This is a genomic window from Citrobacter sp. RHBSTW-00671 (genome assembly GCF_014103415.1).
GTDB lineage: Bacteria > Pseudomonadota > Gammaproteobacteria > Enterobacterales > Enterobacteriaceae > Citrobacter.
This window is the reverse complement of sequence record NZ_JABXPR010000001.1, coordinates 4,622,766-4,643,503: the sequence shown is the minus strand read 5'-3', so window position 1 is coordinate 4,643,503 and position 20,738 is coordinate 4,622,766. Positions and strand designations below refer to the sequence as shown.

General features: G+C 53.9%; 17 protein-coding genes and 1 riboswitch. Of the genes, 4 read left to right on the top strand and 13 right to left on the bottom strand.

Annotation, left to right across the window (positions count from 1 at the left end; translation table 11 throughout):
- Positions 1–73: 73 nt before the first annotated feature.
- From polB to araB, 4 genes are all read right to left on the bottom strand, one after another.
- The gene (gene polB / locus HV261_RS22250; protein WP_202039523.1) at positions 74–2,425 is read right to left on the bottom strand and encodes a DNA polymerase II; all 2,352 of its coding nucleotides are present in this window, start codon (positions 2,423–2,425) and stop codon (positions 74–76) included.
- A 90-nt stretch (positions 2,426–2,515) separates the two neighbouring features.
- On the bottom strand, positions 2,516–3,211 hold the full coding sequence (gene araD, locus HV261_RS22245) for an L-ribulose-5-phosphate 4-epimerase (RefSeq protein ID WP_202039522.1): 696 nt from the start codon (positions 3,209–3,211) through the stop codon (positions 2,516–2,518).
- Positions 3,212–3,308: 97 nt separating this feature from the next.
- Complete coding sequence (araA, locus tag HV261_RS22240; RefSeq protein ID WP_202039521.1) at positions 3,309–4,811, bottom strand: L-arabinose isomerase; 1,503 nt, start codon at positions 4,809–4,811, stop codon at positions 3,309–3,311.
- 10 nt (positions 4,812–4,821) lie between these two features.
- On the bottom strand, positions 4,822–6,531 hold the full coding sequence (gene araB, locus HV261_RS22235) for a ribulokinase (RefSeq protein WP_202039520.1): 1,710 nt from the start codon (positions 6,529–6,531) through the stop codon (positions 4,822–4,824).
- A gap of 339 nt (positions 6,532–6,870) precedes the next feature.
- Between araB and araC the strand changes: the two genes are divergently transcribed.
- Both araC and HV261_RS22225 read left to right on the top strand, forming a co-directional pair.
- Complete coding sequence (gene araC, locus HV261_RS22230; RefSeq protein ID WP_137383742.1) at positions 6,871–7,716, top strand: arabinose operon transcriptional regulator AraC; 846 nt, start codon at positions 6,871–6,873, stop codon at positions 7,714–7,716.
- Between the two features lie 119 nt (positions 7,717–7,835).
- Entirely contained in the window at positions 7,836–8,603 is a 768-nt protein-coding gene (locus HV261_RS22225) for a DedA family protein (RefSeq protein ID WP_202039519.1), read from the top strand.
- 44 nt (positions 8,604–8,647) lie between these two features.
- On the opposite strand, the gene thiQ is transcribed toward HV261_RS22225, so the two are convergent.
- From thiQ to sgrR, 4 genes are all read right to left on the bottom strand, one after another.
- On the bottom strand, positions 8,648–9,346 hold the full coding sequence (gene thiQ, locus HV261_RS22220; RefSeq protein ID WP_202039518.1) for a thiamine ABC transporter ATP-binding protein ThiQ: 699 nt from the start codon (positions 9,344–9,346) through the stop codon (positions 8,648–8,650).
- Complete coding sequence (gene thiP / locus HV261_RS22215) at positions 9,330–10,940, bottom strand: thiamine/thiamine pyrophosphate ABC transporter permease ThiP (protein WP_202039517.1); 1,611 nt, start codon at positions 10,938–10,940, stop codon at positions 9,330–9,332. Before thiP ends, thiQ begins: the two co-directional genes overlap by 17 nt.
- Entirely contained in the window at positions 10,916–11,899 is a 984-nt protein-coding gene (thiB, locus tag HV261_RS22210; RefSeq protein ID WP_202039516.1) for a thiamine ABC transporter substrate binding subunit, read from the bottom strand. Before thiB ends, thiP begins: the two co-directional genes overlap by 25 nt.
- Before the next feature lie 232 nt (positions 11,900–12,131).
- Positions 12,132–12,255: riboswitch (TPP riboswitch) on the bottom strand.
- Positions 12,256–12,301: 46 nt separating this feature from the next.
- The gene (gene sgrR, locus HV261_RS22205) at positions 12,302–13,957 is read right to left on the bottom strand and encodes an HTH-type transcriptional regulator SgrR (protein WP_202039515.1); all 1,656 of its coding nucleotides are present in this window, start codon (positions 13,955–13,957) and stop codon (positions 12,302–12,304) included.
- 99 nt (positions 13,958–14,056) lie between these two features.
- Between sgrR and sgrT the strand changes: the two genes are divergently transcribed.
- Complete coding sequence (gene sgrT / locus HV261_RS22200) at positions 14,057–14,179, top strand: glucose uptake inhibitor SgrT (RefSeq protein WP_137383736.1); 123 nt, start codon at positions 14,057–14,059, stop codon at positions 14,177–14,179.
- Positions 14,180–14,294: 115 nt separating this feature from the next.
- Positions 14,295–15,473, top strand: coding sequence for a sugar efflux transporter (locus HV261_RS22195; RefSeq protein WP_202039514.1), 1,179 nt, complete (start codon positions 14,295–14,297; stop codon positions 15,471–15,473).
- 90 nt (positions 15,474–15,563) lie between these two features.
- Here HV261_RS22195 and leuD read toward each other — a convergent pair whose 3' ends face one another.
- The 5 genes from leuD to leuL form a co-directional block, all read right to left on the bottom strand.
- Positions 15,564–16,169, bottom strand: coding sequence for a 3-isopropylmalate dehydratase small subunit (leuD, locus tag HV261_RS22190; RefSeq protein ID WP_202039513.1), 606 nt, complete (start codon positions 16,167–16,169; stop codon positions 15,564–15,566).
- 10 nt (positions 16,170–16,179) lie between these two features.
- Entirely contained in the window at positions 16,180–17,580 is a 1,401-nt protein-coding gene (gene leuC, locus HV261_RS22185; RefSeq protein WP_202039512.1) for a 3-isopropylmalate dehydratase large subunit, read from the bottom strand.
- A gap of 2 nt (positions 17,581–17,582) precedes the next feature.
- Positions 17,583–18,674 carry a 3-isopropylmalate dehydrogenase gene (leuB, locus tag HV261_RS22180; RefSeq protein ID WP_202039511.1) on the bottom strand — a complete coding sequence of 364 codons (1,092 nt, stop codon included), beginning with the start codon at positions 18,672–18,674 and terminating at the stop codon, positions 17,583–17,585.
- Positions 18,674–20,245 carry a 2-isopropylmalate synthase gene (leuA, locus tag HV261_RS22175; RefSeq protein ID WP_202039510.1) on the bottom strand — a complete coding sequence of 524 codons (1,572 nt, stop codon included), beginning with the start codon at positions 20,243–20,245 and terminating at the stop codon, positions 18,674–18,676. The genes leuB and leuA overlap by 1 nt, the downstream gene beginning before the upstream one ends.
- Before the next feature lie 89 nt (positions 20,246–20,334).
- The gene (leuL, locus tag HV261_RS28045; protein ID WP_075551415.1) at positions 20,335–20,421 is read right to left on the bottom strand and encodes a leu operon leader peptide; all 87 of its coding nucleotides are present in this window, start codon (positions 20,419–20,421) and stop codon (positions 20,335–20,337) included.
- Positions 20,422–20,738 lie beyond the last annotated feature (317 nt).

Here is a 20,738-nt window from a genome sequence, read left to right as displayed (position 1 = left end):
AGGTAGTGGTGTTAAATGGGTCCAGGAATGGAAAGGGCGCTATGGTACTGGATGGCGGCGGTTTCGTCACGCGTCAAAATAACCCCAGTTGTCCTGTGAGTAGTGTAGCAAAATTATCATCAATAAAGGGAAGAATTCCCTCGGCTACCGGCTGGACCTGGCGGGTCAGATAGTGCTCGTAATCCAGGGGGGATTGTTGATAATCCACGGGTTCTGGGCCATTTACCGTCCAGACATATTTGATCGTCCCGCGATTTTGATACTGTGGTGGGCGGCCAAGTTTTGCATTCTGTTCATCGGCGAGTCGCGCGGCACGAACGTGTGGTGGAACATTTCGCTGGTATTCGCTTAACGGGCGGCGCAGGCGCTTGCGGTACACCAGTTGTTCATCCAGTTCGCCCGCCATCAGACGGTCAATAGTCTCGCGAACAAACTCCTGATAAGGTTCGTTACGAAAAATTCGCAGGTACAGCGCCTGCTGAAACTGCTGTGCCAGCGGTGTCCAGTCGGTTCGTACCGTTTCCAGTCCCTTAAACACCATTCGTTGCTCAGCACCGTCCTGAATCATCCCCGCATAGCGTTTTTTACTGCCGGTATCTGCACCGCGAATGGTCGGCATTAGGAAGCGACAAAAATGGGTTTCAAACTCCAGCTCCAGCGCGCTGGTCAGATTTTGCTGCTTCAGCGATTGCGCCCACCAGGTGTTGACATAGCTCACCAGCTCCCGACCAATTTGGGCTGCATCGTCTTCTGAGTGCGCCTTTTTCAGCCAGACAAAGGTGGAATCGGTATCGCCATAAATGACATCGTAACCCTGAGCCTCAATTAACGCTTTAGTCTGGCGCATGATCGCATGGCCGCGCATGGTGATCGACGAGGCCAGCCTCGGATCAAAGAAGCGACAAGCCGTGGTGCCAAGTACGCCATAAAACGCATTCATGATGATTTTTAGCGCCTGCGAGAGCGGTTTATTGCCGTGGCGTTTCGCTTCGTCGCGCCCGTGCCAGATTTGGGTAACAATCTCCGGCAGGCAGTGCTTTTCGCGGGAGAACCACGCGTCGAGGAACCCTTCGGTGCTGTGCAACGGGTCCGGATGTGCCATCCCTTCGATAAGTCCCACGGGGTCGATCAAGAAAGTACGGATAATTGAGGGATACAGGCTTTTGTAATCCAGCACTAATACAGAGTCGTACAAACCCGGGCGCGAGTCCATCACGTAGCCGCCGGGGCTGGCATGAGGGGGAACTTCTCCCAGATTGGGCGCGACGTAACCGGCGCGGTGCATCCGCGGTAAGTAGAGGTGCCCGAAAGCGGCAACCGAACCGCCGTGCCGGTCGACAGGCAGACCGTTGACCGTCGAACGTTCCAGCAGAAACGGCATGATCTCGGTTTTATGAAAAATACGCGTGACCAGCTCACAGTCTTTGAGGTTGTAAGTGGCAAGAGCAGGCTTATCCTGGGCAAAACGGCGGTCAATTTCGTCCATTCTGTCCCAGGGATTATCAATCGACTTCCCTTCGCCAAGGAGTTCCTGCGATACCGTTTCCAGCGAGAATGACGAGAAATTCCAGAATGCGGATTTCAGCGCCTCAATGCCGTCAATAATCAGACGCCCTTTAGCCTGCGCGAAAAAAACACCGTTTTTAAAACCGTGCTCACGCCACTCCAGTTCGCTGTTGTCGCGGCCAAAACGCAGTGGGATACGATAACGTTCAGCATGATTTTGCAGGACGCGTAAATCGAACTGCACCACATTCCAACCGATGATCACATCAGGATCGTGATGGGCAATCCAGTCGTTAAGTTTTTCCAGCAGCAACGGGCGGCTGGCGACATACTCAAGTTCAAAATCCAGCCGGGAGGCATCGCCATTCGGCGGGCCGAGCATATAGACAATACGCTGCCCGCAACCTTCAAGGCCAATGCAGTACAGCTCGCCGTGACGCGTTGTTTCGATATCCAGCGATACCCATTTCAACGGTGGTCGGTAGTCCGGGTTCGGTTTCAGCCGGGCATTAATCAGCGTGTTGTTTTGAGGCGTACCTTCGACCCAAACCGGGGAGGTAATAAAGCGTTCCATCAGATAACGTTCTGGCGGACGCACATCGGCCTCGTAAACCGTCACACCATTTTCACGCAGCAGTTTTTCCAGCCGCATAAGCTGGCGGTGCGAGCGGCAATACAGGCCTGAAACCGGTTGACGGTGGAAATCCTGGAGTGTGAGCGGTGTCAGCCGATAGCCGTTTTCTGTGCGTAATAATGACGTTACGCGAGGCGTCTGGTGTGTGGGGATAAACGCGACGGATTCCTGTGGCGCAAGCGTAACCAGCAGTGGCCCATTGTCCGTTGCCAGCCAAAATGAAACCTCTGTCCCCTGTGGGGTGTCCCGCCAGTGCCGGGTTAAAATAAAACCTGCTTGCGCCACGCTGCGTATCCATCAAAAAACCAGGCATTATTATAGCCTGGTTCTGATAGGTTAGCTGTGATTTTATACAGTTGTCATGTTCGACAGTGGTTACTGTCCGTAATACGCTTTAGCACCGTGTTTACGCAGGTAATGTTTATCCAGCAACGTTTGCTGCATATCCGGTAACTGCGGTGCGAGTTGGCGACAGAAGATGCCCATATAGGCGACTTCTTCCAGCACAATCGCGTTATGTACTGCATCCTCGGCATTTTTTCCCCACGCAAACGGACCGTGAGAATGCACCAATACGCCAGGCATCTGTGCGGCATCAATCCCTTGTTTCTCAAAGGTTTCGACAATCACATTCCCGGTTTCCCATTCATATTCGCCGTTAATCTCGGCGTCGGTCATTTTTCGCGTGCAGGGGATGGTGCCATAGAAATAGTCCGCATGCGTTGTACCCGTGGCCGGGATTGACTGGCCCGCCTGCGCCCAGATGGTTGCGTGACGAGAATGGGTGTGAACAATGCCGCCAATCGTCGGGAATGCCTGATACAGCAGACGGTGCGTTGGGGTATCGGAAGAGGGCTTCTTCTGGCCTTCTACTACTTCACCCGTGGCGATACTGACTACCACCATATCGTCGGCAGTCATGACGCTGTAATCGACACCGGATGGTTTAATCACAAATACGCCGCGCTCGCGATCGACGGCGCTAACGTTGCCCCAGGTCAGGGTGACCAGATTGTGCTCAGGCAACGCCAGATTGGCTTCCAGTACCTGACGTTTAAGATCTTCTAACATGTTAACTCCTGAATGCCGGACGGCGCTTCGCTTATCCGGCCTACAGTGGTTTGCAGGCCCGGTAGATGAAATGCCACCGGGCAATCCGTTTCGACAATTAACGTTTGAACCCGTAATACACTTCGTTCCAGCGCAGTGCGTCCTTAAAGGCCGGCAGGCGGGTGTCGTTATCGATCACTGCGATCTCAATATCGTGCATTTCAGCAAACTGACGCATATCGTTCAGATCCAACGCATGGCTAAAGACGGTGTGGTGCGCGCCGCCGGCGAGGATCCAGGCTTCAGATGCGGTTGGCAGATCCGGCTGGGCTTTCCACAGTGCGTTTGCCACCGGCAGTTTCGGCAGGTCATGTGGAGTGGGTACGGTGTCGATGCAGTTAACCAGCAGACGATAGCGATCACCGAGATCGATCAGGCTGGCAACAACAGCAGGGCCGGTTTTAGTATTGAAGATCAGGCGGGCCGGATCGTCTTTACCACCAATGCCGAGGTGTTGTACGTCGAGGAGCGGTTTCTCTTCCACCGCGATAGACGGGCACACTTCCAGCATGTGCGAGCCGAGCACCAGATCGTTGCCCTTCTCGAAGTGGTAGGTGTAATCCTCCATAAATGAGGTGCCGCCCTGCAGACCGGTTGACATCACCTTCATGATGCGAAGCAGAGCGGCAGTTTTCCAGTCGCCTTCGCCCGCAAAGCCGTAGCCCTGCTGCATCAGACGCTGTACGGCCAGGCCCGGAAGTTGTTTCAGGCCGTGCAAATCTTCGAATGTTGTCGTAAAGGCGTGGAATCCGCCCTGTTCCAGGAAACGCTTCATGCCCAGTTCAATACGCGCCGCTTCCAGCACGTTTTGACGTTTGTCACCGTGGATCTGAGTGGCCGCTGTCATGGTGTAGGTGCTTTCGTACTCGTCGATCAGCGCGTTGATTTCGCCGTCGCTGATTGCGTTCACCACCTGTACCAGATCGCCCACGGCCCAGGTATTTACTGAAAAGCCGAATTTAATTTGCGCCGCCACTTTATCGCCGTCAGTGACCGCAACCTCACGCATATTGTCGCCAAAGCGGCACACTTTCAGGTGACGGGTGTCCTGTTTGGAGACGGCCTGGCGCATCCAGGAACCGATACGTTCGTGTGCCTGTTTATCCTGCCAGTGACCGGTGACCACGGCATGCTGTTGACGCATACGCGCGCCGATGAAACCGAACTCACGGCCGCCGTGCGCGGTCTGGTTCAGGTTCATAAAGTCCATATCAATGCTGTCCCATGGCAGAGCAGCGTTAAACTGGGTGTGGAACTGCATCAGCGGTTTATTGAGGATCGCCAGGCCGTTGATCCACATTTTGGCCGGGGAGAAGGTATGCAGCCAGACCACCATCCCTGCGCAGCGATCGTCATAGTTGGCGTCACGACAAATAGCGGTGATTTCGTCAGGCGAGGTACCCAGCGGTTTTAAGACCAGTTTGCAGGGCAGTTTAGCTTCAGTATTCAGTGCGTTAACGACGTGCTCGGCATGTTGGGTTACCTGACGCAGTGTTTCAGGGCCATACAGATGCTGGCTACCAATCACAAACCACACTTCATAGTTATCAAAAATCGTCATTGTCGTGTCCTTAATGTGTCAGGGTTGCCTGGTTTACCGGTGTTTTTTGCGCCGGCATGGCAGTCGGAAGGTATTGTTGTTCAGCGCTTACTGCCCATTGCTGGTAGCGGCGGTAAAGCTGTTCAAAACGTTGAGCCTGTTCTGGGCGAGGTTGCATCGTCTTTTCTACGGCGCTCGCCATTTTTTGTTGGGCGGCGGGAATATCTGCGTGGACCTTAGCGGCAACGGCGGCGAAGATTGCGGCACCGAGTGCGCAGCACTGGTCGGAAGCAACGATTTGTAGCGGACGGTTCAGCACGTCGCAGCAGGTCTGCATGATGACTGGGTTTTTACGCGCGATACCGCCCAATGCCATGACGTTGTTGACCGCAATGCCTTGTTCGGTAAAGCATTCCATGATGGCGCGTGCGCCAAACGCCGTGGCGGCAATCAGGCCACCAAACAGGGCCGGAGCATCGGTCGCAAGGTTCAGGTCGGTGATAATCCCTTTCAGACGCTGGTTCGCGTTTGGCGTACGGCGGCCGTTGAACCAGTCAAGCACCACCGGCAAATGATCCAGCGATGGGTTTTTTGCCCACGCTTCGGTCAGTGCAGGCAGCAGCTGTTTTTGGCTGGCTTTAATCTGGGTTTTCAGTTCCGGATGTTGTGCCGCAAGCTGATCCAGCGGCCAGCTCAAGACACGGCTAAACCAGGCATAGATATCGCCGAAAGCAGACTGACCCGCTTCCAGGCCGATAAAATGTGGGACGACACTGCCATCAACCTGGCCGCAAATCCCTTTCACCGCGCGTTCTCCCACGCTTTGTTTGTCGGCAATCAGAATATCGCAGGTCGAGGTGCCGATGACTTTCACCAGCGTATTGGGTTGCGCACCGGCGCCTACGGCGCCCATATGGCAGTCAAATGCACCGCCTGAAATGACGACACTTTCCGGTAGTCCCAGACGCTGTGCCCACTCGGCGCACAGGGTGCCAACCGGCAGGTCAGCGGTGACGGTGTCGGTAAACATCGGGTATTGCAGATGGCGGTTGATGACGGGATCGAGTTCATCAAAGAAACTGGCTGGTGGCAGTCCGCCCCAGCTTTCATGCCACAGGGATTTATGCCCGGCGCTGCAGCGTCCACGGCGAATATCCTGCGGGCGTACGGTATTCGAGAGCAGGGCTGGAACCCAGTCGCATAGCTCAATCCACGAGACCGCAGCTTCGGCTACCGCATGGTCCTGACGAGTTACATGCAGGATTTTGGCCCAAAACCATTCGCTGGAATAAATACCACCGATATAACGGGAGTAATCGACTTTGCCCGGCGTGTGGCACAGGCGGGTAATTTCTTCAGCTTCTTCGACTGCGGTGTGATCTTTCCACAGCACAAACATGGCGTTCGGGTTGTCAGCGAATTCAGGACGCAGCGCCAGCACGTTACCGTTGGCATCAATAGGTGCCGGAGTCGAACCGGTGCTGTCAACGCCAATCCCGACCACTTCCGCACGTTGTTCTGCGCTCAGTTCGGCCAGCACGGTTTTCAGTGCCGCTTCCATGGATTCGATGTAGTCGCGCGGGTGATGGCGAAACTGATTGTTTGGGCCGTCGCAATATTGCCCTTCCTGCCAACGCGGGTACCACTCTACGCTGGTGGCGATTTCTGCGCCGGTGGCACATTCCACCGCTAAAGCACGTACTGAATCACTACCAAAATCGAGGCCAATTGCAATCGCCATCGTCTTACTCCATCCAAAAATACGGGTATGGATAAACAGTAGATAGTGGGGATAAAAACCGTCAGGCAGGATCCGCTAATCTTATGGACTAAAATGCTGTGACATTAGAAAGTGTGACGCCGTGCAAATATTCAATGTGGACATTTCTGCCGTACTTATAGACACTTTTGTTAGCCGTTTTTGTCGTTGGCATCGTACAGGTTTTTAACAAAGTGCTTTTCACAAGCGGGGTTGATGGTCCATTGCTGATGTCATAGCGGCGTGCAGGGACGGCGGTGATGAAGTCTCACACAATATGGACAAATTGTTTCTTATCAGAACAGAGGGAGTATTGAAATTATGGCTGAACCGCAAAACGATCCCCTGCTGCCTGGGTATTCGTTTAATGCGCATTTGGTGGCGGGTTTAACCCCCATTGAGGCGAACGGGTATCTGGATTTTTTTATCGACAGGCCGTTGGGTATGAAAGGTTATATCCTGAACCTCACCATCCGAGGTGAAGGGGTCATCAATAATCAGGGGAAGCAGTTTGTCTGTCGACCTGGCGATATTTTGCTGTTCCCACCCGGCGAAATTCACCATTACGGACGCCATCCTGATGCCAGCGAGTGGTATCACCAGTGGGTCTACTTCCGACCGCGCGCCTATTGGCAGGAGTGGCTGGCCTGGCCGGCAATCTTTGCCCAGACCGGTTTTTTCCGCCCGGACGAAGCGCACCAGCCGCATTTTAACGAACTGTTTGGACAGATCATTCATGCCGGACAGGGGGAAGGGCGCTATTCCGAACTGCTGGCGATAAACCTGCTGGAGCAATTATTGCTCAGACGTATGGACGCGATTAACGAATCGCTGCATCCGCCGATGGATAACCGCGTGCGCGATGCCTGCCAGTACATCAGCGATCATCTGGCGGACAGTAATTTTGATATTGCCAGCGTTGCGCAGCATGTCTGCCTGTCACCGTCCCGGTTGTCGCATCTGTTTCGTCAGCAATTGGGTATCAGCGTATTAAGCTGGCGCGAGGATCAGCGTATCAGCCAGGCCAAGTTATTGCTGAGCACCACACGCATGCCTATTGCCACGGTGGGTCGCAATGTTGGCTTTGACGACCAACTCTATTTCTCCCGCGTTTTCAAAAAATGTACCGGTGCCAGTCCGAGCGAGTTTCGCGCTGGATGTGAATAAAAAGTGAATGATGTGTCCTGAAAGTTGTCCTAACTCGCAATCTATTCAGACAATTGATGGCTTGACGAAGTTGAGAAGGGTTAGCAGAATCCCTGCTTCGTAAATCTGACGGACACATTATGCAAGCATTGCTGGAACACTTTATTCTCCAGTCCGCCCTGTACTCTTTGATAGCTGTGCTTCTGGTGGCTTTTCTAGAGTCTCTGGCGCTGGTTGGCCTGATTCTACCTGGCACCGTGATGATGGCGGGGTTGGGCGCCTTAATTGGCAGTGGTGAACTGAATTTCTGGCATGCCTGGCTTGCGGGCATCGTTGGCTGCTTGTTGGGAGACTGGATCTCCTTCTGGCTGGGCTGGCGCTTTAAAAAGCCGTTGCACCGTTGGTCCTTCATGAAAAAGAACAAGGCGTTGCTGGACAAGACCGAACACGCGCTACACCAGCACAGCATGTTTACTATTTTGGTGGGGCGTTTTGTGGGCCCGACGCGTCCACTGGTACCGATGGTGGCGGGAATGCTGGATCTGCCCGTCGCCAAATTCATCGTCCCCAATATCATCGGCTGTGTGCTGTGGCCTCCGTTCTATTTCCTGCCGGGTATTCTGGCGGGCGCGGCAATCGATATTCCTTCCGATATGCAGAGCGGAGATTTCAAATGGCTGTTGCTGGCGACTGCACTGCTGCTGTGGGTGAGTGGCTGGCTGTGTTGGCGACTGTGGCGCAGTGGCAAAGCCGCTGTCGATCGTTTAACCGCATATTTACCGCGTGGCCGCCTGCTGTATCTGGCGCCGCTGACGCTGGGGATTGGTGTAGTCGCGCTGGTGGCGTTATTGCGTCATCCACTGATGCCGGTGTATCTCGATATTTTGCGTAAAGTGGTAGGTTACTGACGATTCCTTTGCCGGATGGCGGCTTCGCCTTATCCGGCAACGCATTATGCTTTAATGCCCAATAGCGCCGAGGCGCTGGCGCTGCCGCTTAACAGATCGTCCGTTTTGCCTTGCCATGCAATGCGCCCATCGGCGACCACAATTGAACGTGGTGCAATGCGTGCCGCATCTTCAACGCTATGGGAAACCATCAGCATCGTCAGTTGTTTGTCACGACAAACTTCGGCAACCAGCGATAACATCTCCTGGCGCAACGCCGGGTCGAGTGCAGAGAACGGCTCATCAAGCAGTAAAACAGGTTGCTCGCGAACCAGACAACGCGCCAGCGCCACACGTTGCCGTTGACCGCCGGAAAGCTCGCCGGGAAGCCTGTCCAGCAGGTTATCAAGACCCATCTGTTGGGCGATGTGCTGTAGTTTCTCACGCTGAGACGCGTTCAGTTTTAATCCCGGATTCAGACCCAGGCCGATGTTTTGCTGCACGTTCAGATGGCTGAACAGGTTGTTTTCCTGAAACAGCATGGAAACAGGACGACGAGAGGGCGGTGTGGCGGTGTGATCTTCGCCTTCAATCATCATTGTGCCGCTGGCAGGCGCCAGAAATCCGGCAATCAGATTCAATAGCGTGCTTTTCCCGGCGCCGCTTGGCCCGAGCACCGCGACCTGCTCACCGCGCGCCACCGATAATGTGAAACGCATGGGTAAGTGGTGATAAAGCCATGTAATATCAATCAGTTTTAACATTTCGTCCCGGCAATTTCTCAATAACGGTAAACAGCGTGAAGCACAGGATCAGCAACAATAACGCAGTAACAGCGCCATCCTGACTGCGGTAAGATCCAATCTGTTGATACAAATAAAACGGCAGGGTGCGGAAATCTTCATTGCCGAACAGGGCGACTACGCCAAAATCACCAATCGACAGGACACAGGCAAAGGCCATCGCCTGCGCCAGCGGGCGTTTCAGGGCGCGTAGTTCAACCACTTTTAGCCGTGACCATCCTTCGATGCCCAAAGACTGACACAACATACTGTAGCGTGCGGTCACATCGCGCATCGGGTTTTCCAGCACTTTCAGCGCGTAAGGGATCGCCATCAGCGCATTGGTGAAAATCACGATGGCGTCAGCCGATTCCGGTAACCCAATGCTGCTATTGAGCAGCAAAAAGAACCCGGTGGCCAGCACGATACCCGGCATGGCGAGTATCATCATACCGCTCAGTTCCAGCGCCTGACCTGCCAATACCTGCTGCCGGGCGCGCAGTTCGCGGCTACTCCACAGCAGCATCATCGTCAGAATGACGCACAATATGCCTGCCGCCAGCGCGATGCGCAGTGACGTCCCCAGTGCTTGCCACAGCACTGGCTGCGTAAGCACATCCAGTACATTGCGGTTTAAACCATCGACAATCACCGCCAGCAACGGCGGAAGCAACAGCAACAGCGCGAGAACAATCAGTATTAAGTCAGTCAGTCGGCTGTGTAGGCGATCGTCAGGATCGCGCCAGCCTTGTACCAGCGTCGTGCCGGGCGCAATGGCGCGACTCAACCGTTGGCTGAGCAGTACCAGCGCTAAACAGCAAACCATTTGGATCAGGGCCAGCATAGCCGCCCGCGCGGGATCGTAATCAAAGCTTAGTGCCTGATATATAGCCAGCTCGATAGTGGTTGCCTGTGGCCCGCCGCCGAGCGACAGCACGGTGGCGAAGCTGGCGAAGCACAGCATAAAGATAAGTGCTGCTACGGGAAGGATCTGACGACGCAGCCACGGCCATTCGACAAAACGGAAGAAATGCCAGCCGCGCATCCCTAACTGTGCGGCTAACTGTCGCTGTTCGCCGGGGATGTTCTCCAGCGATTGCAGCAGTAGGCGACTGGCCATCGGCAGGTTGAAAAAGACATGTGCCAGCAGAATACCCTGTAAGCCGTAGGGCGAAAACGTCCACTCCAGCCCGAATGTGTGCCAGAGCGAGGCCAGCCAGCCCTGACGACCATATACGCTAAGGATGCCGAATACGGCGACCAGCACCGGCAAGATCAGCGTCATCGCGCACAGGCGCAACAGGGCCAGACGTCCGGGAAAGCGCCGGCGATAGAGCGCTCTGGCGAGGAAAATCGCCGGGATAACGGACAACGCTGCGGATAAAAATGCCTGCCAGAAAGAAAAGCGCACCACATGCCACAGGTAGCTGTCCTGCCAGAGCGATAACCATTCTCCCTGCGGTGCGTTAAACCACAGCGCCAGAAATGCGGCTAGCGCGACAGCCACCATCAATGTGGCAGCTGAAAGCCCTGGGATCAGCCAGCCAGGAATTAACGGCTGACGGCGCGTTGCCATTCGCTAATCCATGCCTGACGCTGGGCAGCAACTTGCTGCGGGGTAAATTCCAGTGCGTTGACCGGTTTTTCCAGTTGCTCAAATCCTGGCGGCAGGGTGACCTGCGTCACCGGATACATCCAGTTGCCCGTTGGGATCGCATTCTGGAATGCCGGAGATACCATAAATTTCAGGAATTTTTCCGCCAACTCCGGTTGCTTGCTGGCTGCGGTACGTGCGGCAACTTCCACCTGCAGATAGTGACCTTCGCTAAAGTTAGCGGCGGCGTAGTTACCTTTTTTCTCTTCGATGATGTGATAGGCCGGAGAGGTGGTGTAGCTCAACACCAGGTCACTTTCACCCTTCAGGAACAGGCCGTAGGCTTCACTCCAGCCTTTGGTGACGGTGACGGTTTTTGCCGCCAGTTTCTGCCATGCCTGCGGCGCTTTATCACCATAGACTTTTTGCATCCACAGCAGCAGCCCCAGACCCGGCGTGCTGGTACGCGGATCCTGGTAGATTACGCGCCATTTCTGGTCGCTTTCAACCAGTTCTTTCAGACTTTTGGGCGGATTCTTCAGCTTGTTTTTATCATAAACAAAGGCGAAATAGCCGTAGTCAAACGGAACGAAGGTGTCGTTTTTCCAGCCGCCTGGCACACTGACTGCATTCTCCGGCACGTTGCTTTTAGCGAACAGCCCGGTTTGCGTAGCGGCTGCCAGAAGGTTGTTGTCCAGTCCCAGTACGACGTCAGCTTTGCTGTTTTTTCCTTCCATACGCAGGCGGTTCAGCAACGATACGCCATCCTCTAACGCGACCAGTTTCAGCTCGCAGTTGCAGTCAGCTTCAAAGGCTTTTTTGATTGTCGGGCCCGGGCCCCAGTCAGCAGCGAACGAGTCGTAGGTATAGACGGTCAGTACAGGTTTAGCGAAGGCAGGTGCTGCGCACAGCAGTACAAGCGGAAGACATTTTTTAAACACTTTGCACCTCATAAAGTAAAACTCTAAATAATTCGAGTTGCAGGAAGGCGGCGACGCAGCGCATCCCCAGGAGCGTACAGGTAGTACGTGACTGGGGTGAGCGACAAACCTGCCGGGAGCAGATTTGAACGCTGCTTGCAGCGGCCCTGAAAGGGCGAGGCCCATGGATGGGCCGAGTAATAAAGCCAACGCATCTGCAGCTTGAAGTATGACGAGTTAGGTGGCAAAGGACTTGAGCTACAGCCTCAAATCCCTTCGCCGGCATTATCCGGATCAGGTTCGACGGGTATCTCTCAGCCCATACGCAGATCGAATGATTTTGTGTATGTTTTTATTTAGCACCCCGTTGAGAACGGCGTTAGTGTAGTGATTTTGTTGCTGGGCGGCAATCAAGAGCTGGCTCTATGGCTCCGGCGGCGCAAACCACGCTGATTTAAAATCAAACCAGCCGAGGGTATTCATGCGCAGCCCGCGCATACTGCGCTGTCCCTGAATGATCAGCCAGTGGTGGATTAATGGCACAATGGCCTTTGTAGCGAGCAGCTGTTGGCACCATGCTGCCAGGCTCATTTCGCCCGTTCGCCAGCGAGCCGCATCGTTTTCCCAGTCCCGCGAGATACAGTTTTGCAGCAACGGGACTTCGCACAAATGGGCGAACAGCGAGAAGTCCAGCGGTAGGGTAAAGTTGGCGCTGTTTAGCCAGATATCGCTGACTATTTCACCTGCATGCCATTGATCGTAGTCGATCTCCTGAATATTCAGTTGCACCTGATGCTGCGCCAGCAACGTTTTCATGATCTGCGCGATAATCCGGTGTTCGATATGATCGCGATAGTAAGTGAGCGTCAGCGTTTCCAGCCCGGCTGGTTTTTCACCATGGCCGGGTTTGGCGTGGTGCCAGCGGGGGAGTAAACCATAGGCGGGGAACCACAGTTGCTGGTACTGTTCGTCGGCGTGGCAGATTAAATTCGTTGGCGAGAGAATGCGGCTTACCCACTCGCGTACTTCCTGATTAGCGCCACGGTGGCTACGCGCATCAAACAACAGGTAGTAGCAACCTTCTTCGAGGCGGCTTTCGATTGCCTTTTCATCCTCCGTGGGACCTTTTAGCGTCAACCCGCCGCCAGGCTCTTCTCCGATGTCGGGTAATACCCAAACGTTAACTTCGTCGATCAGCGCCCGGTAGCCAAAGTAATCATCAAATGCATGAATTTTCAGTTGGTTATTGGTGTTTCGGATTACCGCATACGGACCAGTCCCAATCGGGTGGCTGGAGAAATTGTTTAGCGTTTCCCATTCTCGCGGCAGGATCATGGCGGGGACCTGCCCCAATAGCCAGGGAAGCCAGCGGTCTGGCTGGGCCAGATGGATATCCAGCGTCCAGGCCGTGGGAGAGACGATCTGGGTAATATGTGAGTACAGCGGCAACGTATTAATGCGGGTCAGTGAGGCGATCACATCGTCCATTTCCAGCTCACGACCGTGGTGAAAATGAATCCCCGGGCGTAGAAAGAATCGCCAGTGTAAAGGTGATATCTGCTGCCAGTGATGGGCAATATCCGCTTCCAGTTCCCCATTTTCCTCATTTACACGGGTTAAGGCGCTGAAGATTTGCCGGGCGATATGGGTTTCGGAACGACGTAATGCCGTACCGGGCAGCAGGTTGCGCATCGGTCGATAATACAGGACGCGCATGATGTGCCGCCCCTGGCGAAAGCTGCGGCCAAGGTGGGAGACCAGCATCTGCCGTACGGCGGTTTTGTCACCGACCAGCTGTACCAGTTGATCGATGCGATCCTGTTCCAGCAGGTCTTCTGCCCGCTGCTGCTGGAGCGCCAGCCCGGTATAGAGGAATGTCAGGCGTGAGCGTTTACCCCGACCGACCTCCGCTTCCCATGTTAACCAGCCGCGTTCCTGCATGGTGTTGAGCAGGGTTCGCATATGGCGGCGCGAGCAGCTAAGCAGCTCCGCCAGCTCGTTCAGCGTCGTGTCTTGCGTTTTGCCGTCACAGCATTGCCACAGACGGATGAACTGTTGTTGCAAACGACCAGAAGACATAAAAGGGGAACTCCTGCAAAAAACTCAGCAATTTTATTATCCCTATATTAAGCCAATAATAGATTCCGATGAAGCGATGAGACAACGAAGGGGTCATCTATGCGTCAGTTCTATATGAAGTACTTTACCGCGACAGAGAAATCGTCCTGGTTGGCTTGCCTGAGCGCACCGCAGCGCTTAAAGATGCTCGAAGATCTGATGCAGTGGGAGGTGACAGCCTGACTCCTGAATTGGGAATTGCAGACATCATGTGTGACTGAGTATTGGTGTTAATCGCCGCGCCAGCAGGTATTATCTGCTGGCTTTTTTCGTATCAGCCCAGCCAATAGGGATAACAATGCTCTGGATTATGACCATGGGACGGCGCCTCAATGGCGTTTACGCGGCATTTATGCTGGTCGCTTTTATGATGGGCGTGGCGGGGGCATTGCAGGCACCCACGCTGAGTCTGTTCCTGAGCCGTGAAGTCGGGGCGCAGCCATTCTGGGTTGGGTTGTTTTATACCGTCAATGCGATTGCCGGGATCGTGGTTAGCCTCGGGCTTGCAAAACGTTCCGACAGCCAGGGCGATCGGCGCAAGCTGATTATGTTTTGCTGCCTGATGGCAATTGGCAACGCGCTGCTGTTTGCCTTTAATCGTCACTATCTCACGTTGATCACCTGCGGTGTGCTGCTGGCCTCGCTGGCCAATACCGCGATGCCGCAGTTGTTTGCGCTGGCGCGGGAGTATGCGGATAATTCCGCGCGTGAAGTGGTGATGTTTAGTTCGGTGATGCGTGCGCAGCTTTCGCTGGCGTGGGTTATTGGGCCACCGCTGGCCTTCATGCTGGCACTGAATTACGGTTTCACGGTGATGTTCTCTATTGCGGCTGGCATTTTTGCGATAAGCTTGGTGCTGATTGCGCTGATCCTGCCCTCTGTCGCCCGGGTGGAACAACCTGTTGATCTACCGCTTGAACAAACGGGGGGATGGCAGGATAAAAATGTACGCATGCTGTTTATTGCCTCCACGTTGATGTGGACCTGCAACACGATGTACATCATCGATATGCCGCTGTGGATAAGCCTTGAACTGGGTTTACCCGACAAGCTTGCTGGGATCCTGATGGGGACGGCGGCCGGGCTGGAAATTCCGGCGATGATTCTGGCGGGCTATTACGTGAAGCGCTTTGGTAAACGGCGAATGATGATTACCGCCGTGGCGGCCGGCGTGCTGTTTTACCTTGGTCTTATTTTCTTTCACAGCCATACGGCGCTGCTGGTGCTGCAACTGTTTAACGCGGTATTCATCGGTATTGTCGCTGGGATAGGGATGCTGTGGTTTCAGGATCTGATGCCGGGACGCGCGGGTTCTGCCACCACATTATTCACCAACAGCATTTCCACGGGTGTCATTTTGGCAGGGGTGATTCAGGGGGCTGTCGCGCAAAGCTACGGACATTTTGCCGTTTACTGGGTAATCGCGGCGATTTCTGTGGTTACGCTGGTGATGACCGGGCGGGTGAAAGACGTTTAATCATGTTGCCGGATGCGCTGCGCTTATCCGGCCTACAGTTGGAATGCGTTTGTAGGTCGGATAAGCGCAGCGCATCCGGCGTCACAATGACTAGCGCATAAACGCCGGTTGCTTGTGTTCGTATTCGGTAATCGCCGCTTCGTGTTGCAGCGTCAGTCCGATGCTGTCGAGACCGTTCAGCATGCAGTGACGGCGGAAGTCATCGATTTTAAAGCTGTAGGACTTATCGCCTGCTTTCACCTCCTGCGCTTCCAGATCAACCTCAAAACGGATGCCCGGATTTGCCTGTACCAGTTTGAACAGCTCATCGACTTCTTCATCGCTTAATTTCACCGGCAGCAGCTGGTTGTTGAAGCTGTTGCCGTAGAAGATGTCGGCGAAGCTCGGCGCGATCACCACTTTGAAACCATAATCGGTCAGCGCCCAGGGCGCGTGCTCACGTGAAGAGCCGCAGCCAAAGTTTTCCCGCGCCAGCAGAATTGATGCACCTTTATATTCCGGGAAGTTCAGTACGAACTCTGGATTAGGCTGTTGCCCCTTTTCGTCGAGGAAACGCCAGTCGTTAAACAGATGAGCGCCAAACCCGGTGCGGGTAACCTTCTGCAGAAACTGTTTGGGAATAATGGCATCGGTATCGACGTTGGCGGCATCCAGTGGGACAACCAGGCCGGTATGCTGGGTAAATTTTTCTGCCATGGTAGTTTCCTTATTTGATGCTGCGAATGTCGGCAAAATGACCGGTGACGGCGGCAGCGGCGGCCATGGCCGGGCTGACTAAATGCGTGCGACCACCGCGGCCCTGACGACCTTCAAAGTTACGGTTGCTGGTGGATGCGCAACGCTCACCAGGGTTCAGGCGATCGTTGTTCATCGCCAGACACATGGAGCAGCCCGGTAAACGCCATTCAAAACCGGCTTCGATAAAGATCTTGTCCAGACCTTCTGCTTCCGCCTGCGCTTTTACCGGACCTGAACCGGGAACCACCAGCGCCTGCACGCCCGGCGCAACTTTACGGCCTTTGGCGATTTCCGCCGCGGCGCGTAAATCTTCAATACGCGAGTTGGTGCAGGAACCGATGAACACTTTATCAATAGCCACTTCCGTTAACGGAATACCCGGTTTCAGCCCCATATACGCCAGCGCTTTTTCAGCCGATGCGCGCTCAACGGGATCGGCAAATGACGCCGGGTCGGGAATATTATCGTTCACCGAGATGACCTGACCCGGGTTCGTTCCCCAGGTGACCTGCGGCGCGATATCTTCTGCCTGCAGGGTAACGACGGTATCAAACGTTGCGTTATCGTCGGTTTTCAGCGTTTTCCAGTACGTAACCGCGTGGTCAAAATCCTCGCCCTTCGGTGCGTGTAAACGACCCTGCACATAGTTAAAGGTCGTTTCATCCGGTGCGACCAGACCCGCTTTGGCACCCATTTCAATGGCCATGTTGCACAGGGTCATTCGGCCTTCCATGCTCAGTGCACGGATGGCTTCGCCGCAAAATTCAACGACATGCCCGGTGCCGCCTGCGCTACCGGTTTTACCGATAATCGCCAGCACGATATCTTTGGCGGTAATGCCAGGGGCTGCTTTACCGTTGACTTCAATCTTCATGGTTTTGGCGCGCCCCTGTTTCAGGGTCTGCGTCGCCAGAACGTGTTCAACTTCAGAAGTGCCAATGCCAAACGCCAGCGCGCCGAACGCGCCGTGTGTAGCGGTGTGGGAATCGCCACAGACGATGGTCATACCCGGCAACGTCACGCCTTGTTCTGGCCCCATCACGTGAACGATACCCTGATACGGATGGTTCAGATCGTACAGTTCCACGCCAAATTCATTGCAGTTTTTGATCAGCTCCTGCATCTGAATACGTGCCATTTCGCCCGAGGCGTTAATGTCTTTCGTTTGCGTCGAAACGTTGTGGTCCATCGTGGCAAAGGTTTTACCCGGCTTGCGAACCTGGCGGCCATGCGCACGTAAACCATCAAATGCCTGCGGAGAGGTCACTTCATGCACCAGATGTCTGTCGATATATAACAGTGGGGTTTCGTTTTGCGCCTCAAAGACAACGTGCGCATTAAACAATTTTTCGTATAACGTCTTGGCCATGATTACACCCCTTCAGCGACGTAGCGAGCGATGATATTGCCCATCTCATCGGTACTGACTGCGGCAGCGCCACGGGCTAAGTCACCGGTGCGAATACCTTCTTCTAATGCGCGGTTGATAGCGCTCTCAATTGCGGTTGCCGCATCATTGGCATCCAGGCTGTAACGCAACAGCAGGGCCAGTGACAGAATTTGGGCGATCGGGTTTGCAATATTCTTCCCTGCGATATCGGGTGCAGAACCGCCAGCCGGCTCGTACAGACCAAAGCCCTGCTCATTCAGGCTGGCAGACGGCAACATGCCCATTGAACCGGTAATCATGGCGCACTCGTCAGACAGAATGTCACCAAACAGGTTGGAACACAGCAGGACGTCGAACTGGGACGGGTCTTTGATTAATTGCATTGTCGCGTTGTCGATATACATATGCGCCAGTTCAACATCCGGGTATTCGTTGGCAATTTCATTGACGATTTCGCGCCACAGAATAGACGTTTGCAGTACGTTAGCTTTATCAATAGACGTGACTTTACGGCGACGTTTGCGAGCGGATTCAAACGCGATACGCGCAATACGTTCGATCTCGAAACGGTGATAAACCTCGGTATCAAAGGCTTTTTCATGTTGCCCGCTGCCTTCGCGGCCTTTGGGTTGACCGAAATAGATCCCACCCGTCAGTTCACGTACGCACAGGATGTCGAAACCGTTAGCTGCAATGTCGGCGCGCAGCGGGCAAAAGGCTTCCAGCCCCTGGTACAACTTCGCCGGACGCAGGTTACTGAATAATTTGAAGTGCTTACGCAACGGCAGCAGCGCACCACGCTCGGGTTGCTGGTTAGGCGGCAGATGTTCCCATTTTGGGCCGCCAACGGAGCCAAACAGAATGGCGTCAGCTTGCTCACAGCCTTCAACCGTCGCCGGTGGCAGCGGCTGACCGTGGTTATCGATAGCTGCACCGCCCACGTCATAGTGGCTGGTGGTAATGCGTATGCCAAAACGGTTGCGAATTGCGTCCAGTACTTTCAATGCTTGCGCCATCACTTCCGGGCCAATACCGTCACCCGGCAAAACAGCAATATGATAATTCTTCGACATCACACGGTTTCCTTGTTGTTCTCGTTGTTCTGAGCTTTGCGTTGCAATTCTTTTTCGACTTCTTCAGCGCGCCAGATGTTGTTCAGCACATGCACCATCGCTTTGGCGGAAGACTCGACGATATCTGTTGCCAGACCGACGCCGTGGAAGCGGCGACCGTTATAGTTGGCGACGATATCCACCTGACCCAGCGCATCTTTACCGTGGCCTTTAGCGGTCAGGCTATATTTGACCAGTTCGACGTTGTATTCCGTCACGCGGTTAATGGCCTGATAAATGGCATCGACCGGGCCGTTACCGTTAGCCGCTTCGGCTTTGACGTCTTCGCCACAAGTCAGCTTGACGGAGGCGGTGGCAATATCATTAGAACCAGACTGCACGCTGAAATAGTCCAGACGGAAGTGTTCTGGCTCTTCCTGCTGTTTGTTAATAAAGGCCAGTGCTTCCAGGTCGTAATCGAATACCTGACCTTTTTTATCTGCCAGCTTCAGGAATGCGTCATACAGATTGTCCAGGCTGTATTCACTTTCTTTATAGCCCATCTCGTCCATACGGTGTTTCACCGCGGCGCGTCCGGAACGGGAGGTCAGGTTCAGCTGTACCTGGTTCAGGCCGATGGATTCCGGCGTCATGATTTCGTAGTTTTCACGGTTTTTCAGCACGCCGTCCTGATGGATACCGGAGGAGTGAGCAAACGCACCACTACCCACAATCGCTTTGTTGGCCGGAATCGGCATGTTGCAGATTTGGCTGACTAACTGGCTGGTACGCCAGATTTCCTGGTGATTAATACGGGTTTGCACGTTCAGGATATCTTTGCGCACTTTGATCGCCATGATCACTTCTTCCAGTGAACAGTTGCCTGCACGTTCGCCGATACCGTTCATCGCGCCTTCCACCTGACGCGCTCCAGCGTGAACGGCTGCCAGTGCGTTGCCGACGCCCAGGCCTAAGTCATCATGGGTGTGTACGGAGATGATGGCTTTATCGATATTCGGTACGCGTTCATACAGACCAGAAATGATTGCGCCAAATTCAAAAGGCATGGTGTAGCCAACGGTATCGGGGATATTAATGGTTTTGGCACCCGCATTAATCGCCGCTTCAACCACGCGGGCCAGGTCGGCGATAGGGGTTCGACCAGCATCTTCGCATGAGAACTCCACGTCATCCGTATAATTACGTGCACGCTTAACCATGTAGACAGCGCGCTCGATCACTTCATCCAACGTGCTGCGTAATTTCGTCGCGATATGCATCGGCGAAGTGGCGATAAACGTATGAATGCGAAAAGCCTCGGCGACTTTCAAAGATTCTGCGGCAACGTCGATATCTTTTTCTACGCAGCGCGCTAAGGCGCAAACGCGGCTGTTTTTAACCTGACGAGCGATGGTCTGCACTGATTCAAAGTCACCCGGTGAAGAAACAGGAAAACCCACTTCCATCACGTCAACGCCCATACGCTCGAGGGCCAGAGCTATCTGCAGTTTTTCTTTCACACTCAGGCTTGCCTGTAACGCCTGTTCACCATCGCGTAAGGTGGTATCGAAAATAATGACTTGCTGGCTCATGGTTTAGGTCCTTGGTGTTTAGGGCGCCTTGCTTCGAGCATAAAAAAACCCGCGCAATGGCGCGGGTTTTTGTCTTAACTGGAGCTGACTTAATGCTGAATGTCGTCCACCAGTCTACCGCGCAATGAGAATGCGTTTAGTAGTAGTAGACCGTTAAAACGAGCAATGTAAGTCATCAATCAAGCTCCAGGCGAATGCGATATGCTTTTAGTGGTACTGGATATGAAGATTGATGTCAACCCCATCCCCCACAAATGCCCCCAGTAGGCGGAAAAAATCTCCTGAACTTTGAGCGAATTGTGCTGAATTTTTATGGTTGTATAAAATAAATCAGCGTATGGATTACATACTTTTCACGATTTGACATATTTGAGCATATTTGTTTTCAGCTATTGTAACGGCATATTGAAGAGATAACTTGTGTATGGATTTTTTATCTTTATGATTTATCGGTTTTTTATACTAAGGAAGGTGCGAATAAGCAGGTCATTTC

What these genes read in the sequence shown, in the direction of transcription:
- thiQ (WP_202039518.1), bottom strand. Translation starts at nt 9,346, where the DNA reads ATGTTAAAACTGATTGATATTACATGGCTTTATCACCACTTACCCATG.
- leuD (WP_202039513.1), bottom strand. Translation starts at nt 16,169, where the DNA reads ATGGCAGAAAAATTTACCCAGCATACCGGCCTGGTTGTCCCACTGGAT.
- leuA (WP_202039510.1), bottom strand. Translation starts at nt 20,245, where the DNA reads ATGAGCCAGCAAGTCATTATTTTCGATACCACCTTACGCGATGGTGAA.
- sgrT (WP_137383736.1), top strand. Translation starts at nt 14,057, where the DNA reads ATGCGTCAGTTCTATATGAAGTACTTTACCGCGACAGAGAAATCGTCC.
- thiP (WP_202039517.1), bottom strand. Translation starts at nt 10,940, where the DNA reads ATGGCAACGCGCCGTCAGCCGTTAATTCCTGGCTGGCTGATCCCAGGG.
- leuL (WP_075551415.1), bottom strand. Translation starts at nt 20,421, where the DNA reads ATGACTTACATTGCTCGTTTTAACGGTCTACTACTACTAAACGCATTC.
- araB (WP_202039520.1), bottom strand. Translation starts at nt 6,531, where the DNA reads ATGGCGATTGCAATTGGCCTCGATTTTGGTAGTGATTCAGTACGTGCT.
- leuB (WP_202039511.1), bottom strand. Translation starts at nt 18,674, where the DNA reads ATGTCGAAGAATTATCATATTGCTGTTTTGCCGGGTGACGGTATTGGC.
- leuC (WP_202039512.1), bottom strand. Translation starts at nt 17,580, where the DNA reads ATGGCCAAGACGTTATACGAAAAATTGTTTAATGCGCACGTTGTCTTT.
- sgrR (WP_202039515.1), bottom strand. Translation starts at nt 13,957, where the DNA reads ATGTCTTCTGGTCGTTTGCAACAACAGTTCATCCGTCTGTGGCAATGC.
- araA (WP_202039521.1), bottom strand. Translation starts at nt 4,811, where the DNA reads ATGACGATTTTTGATAACTATGAAGTGTGGTTTGTGATTGGTAGCCAG.
- HV261_RS22195 (WP_202039514.1), top strand. Translation starts at nt 14,295, where the DNA reads ATGCTCTGGATTATGACCATGGGACGGCGCCTCAATGGCGTTTACGCG.
- araD (WP_202039522.1), bottom strand. Translation starts at nt 3,211, where the DNA reads ATGTTAGAAGATCTTAAACGTCAGGTACTGGAAGCCAATCTGGCGTTG.
- HV261_RS22225 (WP_202039519.1), top strand. Translation starts at nt 7,836, where the DNA reads ATGCAAGCATTGCTGGAACACTTTATTCTCCAGTCCGCCCTGTACTCT.
- araC (WP_137383742.1), top strand. Translation starts at nt 6,871, where the DNA reads ATGGCTGAACCGCAAAACGATCCCCTGCTGCCTGGGTATTCGTTTAAT.